The organism is Limosilactobacillus gorillae (assembly GCF_001293735.1).
Lineage (GTDB): Bacteria > Bacillota > Bacilli > Lactobacillales > Lactobacillaceae > Limosilactobacillus > Limosilactobacillus gorillae.
Map to the genome: position 1 here is coordinate 41,239 of NZ_BCAH01000025.1, position 14,455 is coordinate 55,693.

Annotated in this window: 14 protein-coding genes and 1 other annotated feature; all 14 genes read right to left on the reverse strand. The window is 46.7% G+C overall.

Annotation, left to right across the window (positions count from 1 at the left end; all coding sequences use genetic code 11):
* Window positions 1–233: 233 nt before the first annotated feature.
* The 14 genes from recA to AOQ57_RS04965 all read right to left on the reverse strand — a co-directional run bounded on the left by recA (window position 234) and on the right by AOQ57_RS04965 (window position 14,438).
* Window positions 234–1,295 carry a recombinase RecA gene (recA, locus tag AOQ57_RS04900; protein ID WP_093625754.1) on the reverse strand — a complete coding sequence of 354 codons (1,062 nt, stop codon included), beginning with the start codon at window positions 1,293–1,295 and terminating at the stop codon, window positions 234–236.
* Between the two features lie 94 nt (window positions 1,296–1,389).
* Window positions 1,390–2,634: a competence/damage-inducible protein A gene (locus tag AOQ57_RS04905; RefSeq protein WP_093625756.1), complete on the reverse strand. Its 1,245-nt coding sequence runs from the start codon at window positions 2,632–2,634 to the stop codon at window positions 1,390–1,392.
* 78 nt (window positions 2,635–2,712) lie between these two features.
* Window positions 2,713–3,297: a CDP-diacylglycerol--glycerol-3-phosphate 3-phosphatidyltransferase gene (gene pgsA, locus AOQ57_RS04910; RefSeq protein ID WP_093625758.1), complete on the reverse strand. Its 585-nt coding sequence runs from the start codon at window positions 3,295–3,297 to the stop codon at window positions 2,713–2,715.
* 15 nt (window positions 3,298–3,312) lie between these two features.
* Window positions 3,313–4,320: a helix-turn-helix domain-containing protein gene (locus AOQ57_RS04915; protein WP_093625760.1), complete on the reverse strand. Its 1,008-nt coding sequence runs from the start codon at window positions 4,318–4,320 to the stop codon at window positions 3,313–3,315.
* A 101-nt stretch (window positions 4,321–4,421) separates the two neighbouring features.
* Window positions 4,422–5,717 carry an EF-P 5-aminopentanol modification-associated protein YfmH gene (gene yfmH, locus AOQ57_RS04920; RefSeq protein ID WP_093625887.1) on the reverse strand — a complete coding sequence of 432 codons (1,296 nt, stop codon included), beginning with the start codon at window positions 5,715–5,717 and terminating at the stop codon, window positions 4,422–4,424.
* A gap of 4 nt (window positions 5,718–5,721) precedes the next feature.
* The gene (gene yfmF / locus AOQ57_RS04925; RefSeq protein WP_093625762.1) at window positions 5,722–6,978 is read right to left on the reverse strand and encodes an EF-P 5-aminopentanol modification-associated protein YfmF; all 1,257 of its coding nucleotides are present in this window, start codon (window positions 6,976–6,978) and stop codon (window positions 5,722–5,724) included.
* 104 nt (window positions 6,979–7,082) lie between these two features.
* On the reverse strand, window positions 7,083–7,940 hold the full coding sequence (locus AOQ57_RS04930; protein ID WP_093625764.1) for an amino acid ABC transporter substrate-binding protein: 858 nt from the start codon (window positions 7,938–7,940) through the stop codon (window positions 7,083–7,085).
* 15 nt (window positions 7,941–7,955) lie between these two features.
* Window positions 7,956–8,600 (reverse strand): amino acid ABC transporter ATP-binding protein, encoded by a 645-nt coding sequence (locus tag AOQ57_RS04935; protein ID WP_093625766.1) that lies wholly within the window; start codon window positions 8,598–8,600, stop codon window positions 7,956–7,958.
* A 15-nt stretch (window positions 8,601–8,615) separates the two neighbouring features.
* Entirely contained in the window at window positions 8,616–9,263 is a 648-nt protein-coding gene (locus tag AOQ57_RS04940) for an amino acid ABC transporter permease (protein ID WP_093625768.1), read from the reverse strand.
* A 68-nt stretch (window positions 9,264–9,331) separates the two neighbouring features.
* Window positions 9,332–9,661, reverse strand: a binding site (T-box leader).
* Between the two features lie 79 nt (window positions 9,662–9,740).
* The gene (gene mreD, locus AOQ57_RS04945) at window positions 9,741–10,274 is read right to left on the reverse strand and encodes a rod shape-determining protein MreD (protein ID WP_093625770.1); all 534 of its coding nucleotides are present in this window, start codon (window positions 10,272–10,274) and stop codon (window positions 9,741–9,743) included.
* Window positions 10,275–10,288: 14 nt separating this feature from the next.
* Entirely contained in the window at window positions 10,289–11,140 is an 852-nt protein-coding gene (mreC, locus tag AOQ57_RS04950; protein ID WP_093625772.1) for a rod shape-determining protein MreC, read from the reverse strand.
* Window positions 11,141–11,258: 118 nt separating this feature from the next.
* Entirely contained in the window at window positions 11,259–12,287 is a 1,029-nt protein-coding gene (locus AOQ57_RS04955; protein ID WP_093625775.1) for a rod shape-determining protein, read from the reverse strand.
* Window positions 12,288–12,429: 142 nt separating this feature from the next.
* The gene (locus tag AOQ57_RS04960) at window positions 12,430–13,056 is read right to left on the reverse strand and encodes a JAB domain-containing protein (protein ID WP_093625777.1); all 627 of its coding nucleotides are present in this window, start codon (window positions 13,054–13,056) and stop codon (window positions 12,430–12,432) included.
* A gap of 53 nt (window positions 13,057–13,109) precedes the next feature.
* The gene (locus tag AOQ57_RS04965) at window positions 13,110–14,438 is read right to left on the reverse strand and encodes a bifunctional folylpolyglutamate synthase/dihydrofolate synthase (protein ID WP_093625779.1); all 1,329 of its coding nucleotides are present in this window, start codon (window positions 14,436–14,438) and stop codon (window positions 13,110–13,112) included.
* Window positions 14,439–14,455: the final 17 nt, after the last annotated feature.

Here is a 14,455-nt window from a genome sequence, read left to right on the forward strand (position 1 = left end):
GTCTATGGCTTGACGCTTGTAGTAAACGCTTCTGATAATATCGCATACTTACTCAACCGGCTATGGTAACTTTTGAACAAAGCTGTATTACCATCTCAGGTTGGCATAACTAAAATTAGAAGATCGCTTACCCTTATTTGCGCAACATTGGGATTATTTTACGCCGTTCAAACGACATATTAAGCATTTGATTCAAAAAAGAAAGCGCCCCGTAGGCCGCTTTCTTCCAATTATTATTTGTCACTAGATGCTTTTTCAATTGTTTCTTGCTGTGGGTCCGTGGTATTAGTAGCCGATGCCTCGTCAGGTTCCATCCCGTAGGCTACCCGAACTTTATTCATCAACTCATTCATGGCATCTTCATGATCAGCCAGCCATTGCTTAGCATTTTCTCGCCCTTGGCCAATCCGCTCGTTACCATAGGAGTACCATGCTCCCGATTTATTAACAAGGTCCTTGTCAACAGCCATATCCAGAAGCTCACCGGTCTTGGAGATTCCTTCTCCATACATGATATCAACTTCTGCTTTACGGAATGGCGGAGCAACCTTATTCTTAACCACCTTAATCTTCGCCCGATTTCCGATTACATCGGTCCCGTTTTTAAGCTGCTCCCCGCGTCGAATTTCCATTCGAATCGTAGAGTAAAACTTTAGGGCACGTCCACCAGGAGTCGTTTCCGGATTACCAAACATAACCCCGACCTTCTCACGGATCTGATTGATAAAGATGGCAATCGTCTTGGTCTTGTTGATTTCACCAGAAAGCTTCCGCAGAGCCTGTGACATCAAACGAGCTTGCAACCCAACGTGAGTATCACCCATCTCACCTTCGATTTCCGCCCGGGGAACTAGGGCTGCTACGGAGTCAACAACGACAATATCAACAGCTCCCGAAGCAATCAAGGCGTCAGCAATTTCCAAGCCCTGTTCACCCGTGTCTGGTTGGGATAAGAGGAGGTCATTAATTTGAACCCCTAGTGCCGTTGCATACTGAGGATCAAGGGCGTTTTCGGCATCAATGTAGGCCGCTGTTCCCCCACGCCGTTGAACTTCTGCAACGGCGTGTAAAGCAACAGTCGTCTTCCCCGAACTTTCCGGACCGTACATTTCAATGATCCGCCCTCGGGGGTATCCACCGACTCCAAGTGCTTCATCAATGGCTAAGGAGCCACTAGAGATGGTTGCAATCTTGGTATCGGCCGCGTCGCCCATCCGCATGATGGAACCTTTCCCAAAGTTCTTTTCAATTTTACGCAGGGCATTATCCAGCGCCGCTTTTCGTTGATCTGCCAACTTGTCTTCCTCCTTTAATCCGTACGTATCTTTAATTATTTTATCAGGTTATTTGCAAAAGACAAGCAAAAACTCGAACAAAAGTTCGGATTATTTACAAAAGAGTATTGTAAGCTAACCGCATTCCCTCCTGAACACTTTGCTGGCGAACAGCCTGCCTCGTTTGCCCAGGCAAAAATAACCGCTTGGTAATTGTCGGCTGCCCCTTAATCGCAAGCCCCAACCATACTGTACCGGCCGGTTGGCCTTCTAGGCTATCGGGACCAGCTACCCCAGTAAAGGAGAGCCCTACATCAGCCCCCATTACCTTTTGGCAACCAATTGCCATTGCCCGAGCAGTCTCTTTGGAGACCACCCCGAACTCACTGACCGTCTCCTTTGGAACCCCGATCAAGTGTTCTTTCGCACTTGCTGCATAAGTAACAAAGCCTCCGTCAAAGACCTCACTAGCCCCCGGAACTGAGCACAGGGTCGCTTGAAATAACCCGCCGGTCAAGCTCTCAGCCCCTGTAATCTTTAACCCCTTCTTCCTTAGTGTTTTTACCAGGGCCTTGGCCAGGCTCATCCCCTCTCCCTTTCCGATGTAGTAGCCGGCTTCTTTTTGTTTGATCTTAATGAGGGTATCTTTCATCAACCGATGGGCTTCTTCTTTTTTAACGTTATGGATCGTAGCCCGTACCTGAATTTCATCGGGCTGAACGTAGGAAGTTACCACAATGCGCTGGTCGAGGTTTAAAGACAACAATTCACTCATCAGTAGTGACTCCGGACGCCCAACAAAGTGTAAAAGAGTCGAAAAAATTTCCCGTCCCGTCCCGAAGTCACGCTTAAGGTAAGGTAATAGCGACTCCCTAACCATTGCGGTAAATTCACGCGGGGGACCGGGCAAAACAACGTAGGTGTGGTCCTGATCCTTTAAATATGTCCCCAAAGCTAATCCAGTTGGATTTTTCAAAGGCGTTGCTCCCGCTAGGTAATAAGCCTGACGAACGTTTTTAGGATTAACAGTGGTCGAAATCGAGCGCAACTCTAAGGTGGCTTTAACCTCCTGCCAGTAGGACTCATCAAGGCATAGGTCTCGTCCTAAGAACTCCCCGACCGCCGCCATCGTCCGATCGTCTTCCGTGGGACCAAGGCCACCACAGATGAAGATCAGTTGAGCACGTTGACTCGCAACAGCCAGGGACTGTTTGATCCGGGTTGGATCATCGTCAACGTTAGTTTGCCACGGAGCTTCAATCATTAGTTGACGAAGCTGATCAGCTAAGTAGCGAGCGTTGGTGTTGGTGATTTGTCCTAGGGTAATCTCGGTTCCAACTGAAATAATTTCTGCTTGCATAAAGCTTCCCCCTTACCTATCAAGTACGGCAAAATAGTAAAAAGGGACGAACCAATTTGGTTGCGCCCCTTAAAAAGTTTATTTAAAGCCGTCAGCAAAAACGCCCCGGCCCTTTACGAAGTAGTCCACTCCAGAGTAGACGGTAAAGAATAAGCAGATATATAACATGATCTGGCCAAAAGGAATTCCCCACATCGCAAAGATCACATTGTTTAACAACAGAAAGATAATTGCAATAAACTGGGTCGTCGTTTTAATCTTCCCTGGCATCTTAGCCGCCAAGACTTGTCCGTTTTGCTCCACAATCAAGAGACGTAAGCCAGTCACAGACAATTCTCGCCAGATAATGATAGTGGTTACCCACGCCGGAACCACACCAGAGCCGGTCATTACGATGAAAGCCGTCATGACAAGCAACTTATCCGCCAGTGGGTCGGTAAACTTACCGAAGTTAGTAACTAAATGTTGCCGGCGAGCAATCTGACCATCCAGATTATCAGTGATCGTGGCCGCAATGAAGAGGATTGCCGCGATCAGTTGACTAACCGGAATTGTTGCCCCCCAAAAAGTCACGTTCCCCCAGTGGAAGGGGACTACCATTAAAATAAGGAAAAACGGGATAACAATTAAGCGGACCACGGTCAGCTTATTTGGTAAATTCATTAATTAAATCTCCTTTTAACGTGTTGTTGATGATTGGGTAGTTGAATTTGTCGTTCCGGTTGTGGAAGTTGAAGTTACCGTCGACGATGCATTACTTGAAGCACTGGAGCTCGTTGCACTAGTGGAAGTTGCACTTGAGTTATCCGTTGCTTGCGCCCCAAATCTAATTGTTACTGTCCGGGTATTGGCGTACTTCCCGTTATCGGTTAGGTCAAGCGTTTGGTCCCCGATCTTAACCGTTGTTGCGCTTGCATTCCCAAGCGTCAGGACGACTGTTTGAGCGCCCTTCGTCAAAGTAACCTTAGACGTGGCATTAGCTGCTAAGGTCTTTGACAGCATACTCGTCCCATCAACAGTTACGCTGGTCCAGGCTTGGCCACTGGTCTTAATGGTCATATCAGTTGCCTTCGTTAAGGTACTGGTTGTTGACAAGGTCACTGAAGATGTAGTTCGATTTGACTGAGTGAAGTCAAGTTTGCTTTTCTCCTTGGAAGAATCAGATGACTTCTTAGACGAACTAGACGAAGACTTCTTAGAGGATTCCCCAGAAACGGAAACAGAGCTAGCATCGATCTTTGTTGCTGCATCCTGACGATTACGGACGATAGCCGTAGCCCAGATTGCTCCTAAGATTATAACCACCACCACTGCAATAATAACAGTTGGTAAGTACCTGCGAGCCCGGTCAACCCGGTCCACGGTTGGCTGACGATTTCCCATCCGCGTTTCCACCGCTTGGGCTAAGTGATCAGCGTATTCATCGGTCTTAGTTTGGGGCAGTTCATCATCGTAATCCCTTAAGAGGGTGTTCCCATCAAGCCCCACAGTGTCGGCGTACTGTTTTACGAAGGCCCGAACATAAAAGTCCCCTGGTAATTCAGTAAACTTCTCGTCTTCAATTGCAATCAAGTAGCGCTTTTGAATCTTCGTGGCTTGCTGCAGATCATCTAAGGTTAATCCCTTTTGCTCACGCGCTTCCCGCAACTTTTGGCCAATATTGGCCCTTTCTTCGTTTTCACTCATTACCTAATTCCTCATTCTTTTGCATTATTCACAGTTACCAAGTATAGCACACTCGCCTTTAAATACCGGACCCCAGATCAAATCATAAAAAAGTTTAAACTTTATGAAAAGTTCTCTGGTAAAACAAAAAAAGCAGTAAGCCGTTTTTCATTCACCAGTTGGGTAAGAGCCGCCTTTAGGTCAGCAAAGGTAATCTGGGATAGGCTTTCAATCTCATCAAAGATCGTTGCCTGATCAAACAAGTTCCCAGAGAAACGGTTAGCGATTTGTTCCGGTGAATCAAGGCAACCAATCAGTCTACCCAATTGTCCCCGTTTGATGCTTTCAAATTGGTCTTTTTCCTCCTCTAATTCCTCATTAGCCTGCCTCAAAATTGCAATAATGGCGTCTGCAAATGCTTCAGGCCGATTAGTTTCGCTTCCAAAGGTAGCAAAATGAAATCCTCGCTCAATTTCCAAGCCAAAGCCAAAGGAATCATCGATAATTTCTTTATTATACATCTGAAGGTAATTTTCTGAGGTGTCATCAAACAGCATTTCTAATGCCAAGCCAACCGCTTGAACAAACTTTAGCCGGTCCCGGCCGTCTTCAAAGTCGCTAATCCCTCGTAGGCCAATCATGGCCTTAGGACGGGCCACTGGCATAGTCAAAGTATTAAAGGCAATCACATCTTGGCCCTTAGGATCAGTCGGAGCAAAGGTATGCTTAGGTAGTGGACGAACGGGCCAATTTGCCAGTGTCTGGTTTTGTTTAACCCATTCCACGATCTGTTCAGGAACTAAGTTACCGGCCACAAAGAGGTTCATATTACCGGGTTGGTAGAAGGTTTGGTGAACCTTATAAAGAAGTTCCGGCGTTATCCTTTGAATCGATTCCTCACTACCAGCAATATCAATTCTTATCGGATCATTAGGGTATAGGTTACCCAGCGTTCCCATGTACAATCGATTTTCTGGGCTGTCAGCATACATTTGAATCTCTTGACCAATAATTCCCTTTTCCTTTTCAACCGTTTTTTCTGTAAAGTAGGGCGCAAAAACGAAGTCCAACAAGACGTCAAGGCTCTCGTGCAGATGAGCCGTCGTGGAGAAGAGGTAGCTGGTCTGGGTGAAGCTAGTAAAGGCATTTGCATCCGCCCCCAGGGCCCCAAAAAGGTCAAAGGCATCATGGTCCTCTTTTTCAAACAGTTTATGTTCCAAAAAGTGAGCCACCCCATTTGGAACAGTCTGCTCCCTGCCATCGATCACAAAGGTGTTATCCACGGACCCAAAGTCGGTCGTCAGGATCGCGTAAGTCTTGTGATAATTCGGCATCGGTAGGAGATTAACCTTTAAACCATTGTCTAAGGTGGTTCGGTATACTTTACTCCCATAGGCTGAGTAATCAAGTTCTTCCATCATTTTAATTTCTCCTTGCATCCAGTAAAAAGACTGCCTCTAAGTTCATCTGGTTGGCTAACTGGCAAACATCTTGCCGCGTCACCGAGCGCAGCTTTTCTTCCACTCCCGTTGACAGTTCAATTCCCATCAACGCAGTGGTCAGTCGAGCTTGAGCCAAGACATTAGGATTATCCAAACCAGTTACGTACTGGTTGACCAGTCCTTCCTTAACCCGTTGAAACTGGGCGTCGGAAAACTTACCAGCTGCAAGATCTGCCACCTGTTGTTCAATCAGTTTCCTAGCCCGCTCTTGGTCGACGGGGTTAATCCCAGTTTCAACAAGGATTTGACCGGTAAAGGGGCGCAAAGAGCTGCTGGCGTAATAGGCTAAGCTTGCCTTTTCCCGGACGTTCGTGAACAGCATTGAATATGGTGTCCCGCCTAAGAGCCCGTTTAAAACAATGGCAGTAACGTGATTTTCCTGGTGGTAGTAAGCGGGTAGGTGGTAGGCCAGGTCCAACTTAGCCTGGGCCAGGAGTTGGTGCTCAACTTCAACCACTGGAGCGGGACGACTAGCCTGGTGATAGAGTAAGCTTTCTTGGAATGGATTGGTCCTTGGTTGAAAGTCCAGCGCCCTCATGGCCTCGGTTACAGCAGCGGGATCGACATCACCAACAACGACAATGTTGACTTTATCGTATGTAAGCATCCGCTGGTAAGCCTGATAGACAACGTCCCTAGTTAGAGCACGCACTTCATCGATTGTTCCACTTGCTGGCCGCTTCAATTCGGCCCCCATTTGATAATAGGCCTGTTGCAGGCGCCTAAGGGCATAAAAACGCTTATCGTCATCCCATGATTGTAAAGTTCCAATCGTATTGGCCTGCTGTAGACGGTAAGTTTCTTGATCAAAACCTGCTTCATCAACCAGGGGATTAAATAAAAGTTCTTTTAAAAGGGCGCTTCCCCTTTCAAATAGGCCCGTCTTGGCAACCTGATCATTAATCAACGACAGCTTTACCCGGACCGTGTGGGCTAATCCCACCCGGCTCACGTAGCCGCTCAATGATGCCCCATATAGGCTCGTTAGGTGGCGAGCCAATACTGTTTGCGTTCGGTACTTAGCCGATGAGGTTACCAAAAGATTTGCCACCAGGTTGCGGGCGCTCGGTGAAGCCATCGCCTGAGGAGCAGCAAAATCCACTAAGATCCGGGTCACTTTAAACTGCTTGGTGGGAATGATGTGCAGGTCGACCCCCGCTACTAATTGAATGTCCAAGGATTCTTCTTCCTTTCCAAAAAACGACAAGCCCGCAAAACGCGAGCTTGTCTCCACAAATTTTCATTAAAATGATACGTGATTAGTCCCCAAATTACAACTACCTACTTGACCCTGTAATTAACGGGACCTAAGAAATTAGTGGCCTTACCAAACCACTTTTTATTAATCTTTTTGAGTTGACCGTCTTCTTGCAGGTGCTTAAGGCCATCGTTAACCTTCTTTTTGAGGGTCTTATCACCCTTACGCATCCCTACGGCAAAGTAGTCAGCCCCCATCTTATTACTGATGTAGGTCGAATAGGACTTGGCATTCGCCTGGTGTTGAATGTAATAGTTAGCATAGACTTCATCCATCAAGATCCCCTGAATTCGGTTAGCATTCAGGTCAATGAAGGCGTTGGGGAAGGTATCATAAAGAATCGGACTCTTATCCTTGATTTTATCCTTTAACAGCTTTGGGTGTTCATCCAGGTCGGTCATTCCAGTCGATCCGTTTTGAACCCCCAATACCTTTCCCTTCATGTCGTTAAAGTTATTGATGTGGTCCTTTTTCTTGGTAACCAGGACCTGTCGATTTAAAAGGTATGGTCGGGAAAAAGCCACCTGTTTGGCGCGTTCCGGGGTTATAGAGTATCCATTCCAAATCAGGTCAATGGTTCCGTTTTTTAATTCGGTTTCCTTCATTGACCAATCAATGGTCTGGAAGTCAACCTTGATTCCGTACTGCTTAAAGACCGCCTTGGCCAGGTCGATGTCATAACCCACTAACTTCCCATTCTTTTCACGAAAGCCCATCGGCACAAAGGAATCATCCAACCCGACGATCACCTTCCCCCGTTTTTGGATTCGAGACCAGGTGTCTTGGGTATCGGCCCGTTGCGTAACGCTCTCACAGCCACTCAAGACGACTGCCGGGATTACGAGTAAGACCAATACTAATAGGTATTTTAGTCGTTTCATCCCACTTCTCCTTTTCTAGTTTTTGGTATCTAAGGCTTGCACCTTTAAGATTTTGTCGGCAATCTTATTGGCAAAATCCATGTCGTGGGTAACGACTAACTGGGTCATCCCTTCCTTCTTGAGGGACAAGATGAGGTTAGCCACTTCGTCGCGAAGGTTGGGGTCCAGGGCACTAGTTGGTTCATCATAGCATAGAATCCGTGGATTCATCGCTAATGCCCGGGCAATTGCCACCCGTTGCTTTTGTCCCCCGGATAATTGGTATGGGTAGTGGTCACCGAGTCCCGTCAATCCCAGTTCCTCCAGTAATTGGGCTGCCTTTTGATTGGCTTCATCCTTAGATTTTTTAAGCACCATCATTGGGGCCAAGGTAATATTTTCCAACACTGATAGGTGCGGGAAGAGGTTGAAATCTTGGAAGACAACCCCAATTACAGCATCGCTTTCCTCAGTTCCCTGTGGATCAAATGGTTGACCATCAATCAAAAAGATTCCCGCATCGGCGCTCTCCAGCCCAGTGATACAACGCAACAGGGTTGTTTTCCCAGCCCCAGATGGGCCAACGATGCTTAAGATTTCACCGTCTTCGACTATTAGATCCACCCCGTTTAAAATTTGGCGCCCGTTAAAACTCTTTTTTAAGTCTTTAATTTCTAACATAGTTAATTCCCCCGTTTACTTATAGTATGAGTACCGCTTTTCAACCCACCGTAAGATGACCGTGCAAATTCCGACCATCAATAGATAGATTAGCCCAACTAGGAGTAGTGGGACTAAGGTTACGTCCCGTGAAGTAGCCACGTTCCCGGCTCGCAGTAGGTCCCCTAAACCAATGACATACACCAACGAGGAGTCCTTAATCAGGTTGATGACTTCGTTTCCAATTGATGGAATCACGATCTTAACCACTTGGGGAATCACAATCTTACGAATTGTTTGCCAGTATGACAAGCGTAAAACCCGCGCTCCTTCGTATTGGCCTTGACTAATTGACTGAAGCCCACCCCGGAAAATTTCTGCGAAGTAAGCAGCGTAGTTTAAGATAAAAGCTACTAAAGCGGCGTCGTAACGTTGGAAAACAATCCCAACAATGGGTAAACCGTAGAAAACAAAAATCAATTGCAGTAGTAATGGCGTTCCCCGCATTAGCCAAACATACATTTCCAAGACCCACTTGAGGGGCTTAATCTTTGAGGTTAATCCCAAACTAACAATGATCCCCAGTGGCAAGGAACCAATTAAGGTCCAAAAGAAGAGCTGAAGGGTTAAGCCAGCCCCCTGAAATAATGATGGTAAAATTTCCATGATGTACGTAAACGACATGGTGTGATCCTCCTTATTTTCACCCATTAAACAAATTAATAAAAAAATCCCCTTGAATCATCGCGATTCAAGGGGACGCTTTAACGTGGTTCCACCCCAATTTACTGCCAGCTCACACTGACACTCTCATTAAGTTCACAAATTACAAAACGCCCTCCTAGCCACCAGGCTAAGAGGGCGTTGCCGCGGTTCCACCTCATTTTACCGTTCTCCTCACAGAAAACGACCTCAGTAAGTTCACGATTTGTAAACTTTGTGCTATAACGGGCTTCCCCGGACCACCTTTTGATCAGTGGTCAACTCACAGTTGTGATTCAAACGAGAATGTTGCAACCTTCCCACCATCGGTTACTCGCTAAAAACATGCTTCGTTCTACTAATCTGCTCAATGTTGTTATTAATATTGTAAGTATCTTAACCAGATTTAAAGTAGATGTCAACAGGTCTAAGTTAAAAATTAAATTTTTCTAATCTAAATTAGTGCTGATTACTCATTGCCCGTATGTACATGCGGTGAACCGGCCAGTACAAGACAATAAAGTAGACTAGGTTAAGGGCTAAGGTTGGCCCCAAGGTGTCCAACAAGAAGCCAGCAAAGCCGACCCTGGTTACCCCGACCAAATAGTAGGCCCAATAGTTTAGCAGCTCTAACAGAGCAATCGAGACAAAGAAGATTAAAATGTGGGATAAAAACGAAGGTGAGTAGTAACGGTTTAACGCACGAGCAAAGGCCACAATCGCCGGATATAAGAACATAAATAAGCCCAAAATTCCCGAGTAATATAGGTCGGTACAAATTCCCGTAACTACCGCAAAGCCCACTAATGGAATTTGCGTTTCTTCTTCAAAAAAGACCCCTAAAATCATCCACAAGACCACTAGCTGACTAACCATTGAGTAGGGATAGCTAAAGAATAGGTTTGCTAAAATCTTACTCAATGAGCCATCCAAGAAAAAGCAAATGAATAAGCCAATTGGAAACAGATACCTCAAACGTGATAACCGATACATGGTATCCCCCCTACTTAGTCATCCAGTTTAGCCACAGTTACAATGTTAATCTCATTGAAGTTAGTGGCCGGAGTGATGTAGATTTTTTGGGCTAGTCCGTAATCATCCGTCCCAATCTTGGCCACTTTCCCAACATAAAGCCCCTTGGGAGTGACCCCTCCTAACCCAGAGGTGGTAACCGAAGTTCCCTTTTTGATCTTAGCCTTAGATGTAACTTGGCCCATAATTAACTGGTTGGTCGATGAATTATAACCAGTGATAATCCCATTAACTGTTTTACCATTGGTTCCTTGAATGGTAATCGCAAACCGGTTGGAAGATTCACTTGTATCGCTAAGTAGTTCCACAATACTATTAGTCTTGTTGACCTGTGAGATCCGTCCAACCAACCCTCCACCGGATAGAACGGGCATGTTCTTTTTGATTCCAGCTGAAGAACCCTTATTAATTACTAACTGAGCCTGCCAAGATGATGGATCCCGACTCAATACGGAGGCTGCAATCGTTGAGTAATCAGTCAAGGAAGACCGGATCTTTAGTTCGGCCTTTAACTGCTTATTTTCTTTTGCCAGAGTTTGGTCCCGGACTTTAACTTGTGCTAACTCTGTAACCTGTTGCTTAAGCTCCCGGTTTTCCGAGTAGGTATTCATTAACTCGTTTACAGTCGAAAGCCCACCTTGGATTGCATTGGCAGGATAAGTTACCACACTACCGGCAATCCCCACAATATCATCACCGAACTGCTGGATCAACGGCGGGGTGTTGCGCCGGTTACGCAAAGTCACTGAACCAGCCATCAAACCAAAACAAACGACTAGAATAACCACCAAAATTACTAAACGGCGGTTTGAAAAAAACTTTTGCATGGAAAAAAGCCCCTCTTTAACCACCGAGAACGATGAACGGGACTGGGCAAAAACATTGTTTTGCAACCAGCCCCGCCCGTTTTACAATTTCTCGTTGGTGATTTGACAATGAAATTAATTACTTCTTTTTACGCATGGCGTCGATGCTCTTCAAGGATTCACCCGTCCCAATCGCAACACAATCCAGCGGATCATTAGCGATGAAGACCGGCACCTTAGTTGCCTCGGCGATAACTTCTGGCAAGTGCTTTAAAAGAGCGCCCCCACCAGTCAGGACGATCCCATGATCAATAACGTCAGCGGCAATTTCCGGCGACGTTTCTTCAAGCGTCCCCTTAATAGCGGCAATAATTTCATTAACCACGTCTTGAAGTGCTTCTGAAACATCAAGCGCCGAAACTTCCATCGTCTTCGGTAACCCCGTGATTAGATCACGTCCCCGAACCTCCGTCGTTCCCATTTCCTTGGCGGCGTCTAGGGAAGCAGAACCGATATCCCACTTCAGTTTTTCAGCAGTCCGTTCCCCAATCAGAAGGCTCTTGTTTTGGCGAACGAATTGGGCGATTGCATCGTTCATCTTATCGCCGGCCATCCGAATGGAACGGCTTGAGACGATTCCTCCTAAGGAAATCGTGGCAACATCAGTCGTCCCACCACCAATATCAACAACCATTGAACCCGTTGGATCCATAACCGGAAGCCCCGCCCCAATGGCAGCCGCGTACGGTTCTTCAATGACGTAGGCATCCCGTGCTCCGGCAACCCGCGTTGCATCAACCACGGCCCGCTTTTCAACTTCGGTAATTCCGCTTGGAACACAAACCATTACGTATGGCTTACCCCCGTTGTTGCCCAGTGCCTTGTTCATGTAGTACTTCATCATCGCAACGGTGGTGTCATAATCGGCAATGACCCCATCTTTCATCGGTCGGATGGCGACAATACTTGCCGGGGTCCGCCCAATCATGTCTCGAGCGTCGGACCCAACAGAAATAACTTCACCGGTGCCCTTCTTACGCGCAACCACGGATGGTTCCCGTAAGACGATGCCCTTTCCGTCAATGTAGACAATTGTATTGGCAGTTCCGAGGTCGATACCAATATTTTTAGTTCCAAATCCTAATGGCAATCTGCTTCTTCCCTTCATTTGTACGTTTAATACGTTCCTGCGGTAATCCATATCGCCGATATTATACCATAGCTGAACATTAGATTAACAGACCCTACTATACTATAACGACCCGGGAAATAACAGTAGCGCCAAAAACCATTAACGATTATTTAAAATTTTAACAGGTGGCCACATCATCTTCTTGACGTGCCTCTTGCCAGCTGTAGTAATCTCTTCTCCCCACTACCAAGGCATCAACTAGGGAAATTCCAATCACCTTCCCGGCGGCTTCCATCCGCTTGAAAAAAATCATATCGGCCGTTGAAGGCGTCGGCGAACCAGTTGGGTGATTATGGGCCAGAATAACTCCGTAGGCCCCTACCTTTAAAGCATAGCGAAAAACCTGGTTGGGATACGTAGAACACTCACTGGTTCCCCCAATAAAGAGTTGCTTGGTGGCAATAATTTTGTTATGGACATCTGTACACATTGCCACTACCATTTCCTGTTCTTCGCCAGCAAATTCATCAATTAGGGCCGTCCCCACCGTGGTTGATGAAGCCGCCTGACCGTACAAATCATGAGGGGAGCGAACTGCTATCGTCCCCAAGTTAACTGCAGCTAATAGAGGCTTGAAAGTTTCTTCGTCATATTGGATCAGCTCCTCCTCTTCTTCGGCCGTGATGTTGTGCAGACTCTGAGGTGTGGGAAAGTGCTTAAAAAAATACTGAGCTAGTACCGGGTCAGGTAAGGCCTCATGGATCGCTTGGTAGTAAAGCGGAAATTGTAATTGTTGTTTTAGCATAATAAAACCTCCTCACCATACTAAGTACGATAAGGAGGCCTTGTTTGACGAAATTAAGTTAATAAAAATTGGCGTACTTCAGAAACAAAATACAGGGATCCGGTTACAATGATGACATCATCTGCTTGAGCCTCACGGGCAATCTTAGCTAGCCCCAACTGCCAATTTGAAGCATATTCGACGGGGTAACGGGTTGAAAGTTCCTGCACCGCTATGTTCAGGTCGGCACTTTGCCGGCTCGCGGATGGCCCGGCAAAATGAGTAACCAACAGGTGGACATTGGGCAGGCTAGTAAGCTCTCCCAGCATTAGTTCGTATTGCTTGTCGGCTAAAATCGCTACCTCTAAGTAAACCTCACGATCGAAAAAATCATCCTTAATCGTTTGAACAAGGGCCTGAACCCCTGGCAAATTATGGGCCCCATCCAGGAACATGAGCGGCTCTTCGTTAACAACCTCCATTCGGCCCGGCCAGGTACTGCTGGCTAGGCCTGCCCGTAGGTCCCGCTTCCACCCACTAACCGGAATTTGTAACGCCTTAAGCACCAACTGGGTGATGGTTAATGCAACAGCTGCGTTTTGGACCTGGTAGTCCCCAGCTAATCCCAGCTTGAACTGGGCTCGGTGTAGGGATAAACCGGTGTATTCAATAGTGGGATAAAGGGCGTGGAGCGTACTGTTTTTGGCAACAAAGTCCGCCCCCAGCGCCAGGAGCGGTGCTTGATTAGCCCGTGCCGTTTCTTCAATTACTTTTCGCGCACTCTTGGGGAGATACCCAATTACTATGGGCGCTCCTTTTTTAATTATCCCCGCCTTGTGCCCTGCAATCTGCTGATAAGTATCACCCAAGTAACGCATATGGTCATAGCCAATCGTTGTGATTGCGGTAACTAGGGGATGATCAATCACATTGGTTGAATCCCATCTTCCACCAATCCCAACTTCTAGAATCACAACGTCGGGGTGCTGCTCGTTCATGTAACAAAACATGATGGCTGTCCCAATTTCAAATTCAGTTGGTCCACCCTCTTCTAGCTCCTCATCCAGGGCCACTGCTACCTTAGCCACCCGGTTGGTTAAACGCGTCAAATCAGTATCGCTAATTGGTTGACCATCAATGGCGATTCGCTCGTTATAACGGGTAATGAATGGTGAGGTGAAGGTCCCCACTGAAAGGCCGCCAGCAACTAGCATGTCACGGGTCATGGCTACCGTCGAACCCTTGCCATTGGTTCCAGTAACGTGAATAAAGTTTAGACCAGCCTGGGGATCCCCAAGCCGTTTTAAAAACATACGCATTCGCCTTAAGGTCGGAACTTTCTTAAAGCGGGTCCGGCCGTGAATAAAGCCCAGTGCCTGGGTATATGTCATGATTTCTTCCATACTTTTCCCTCTACGTA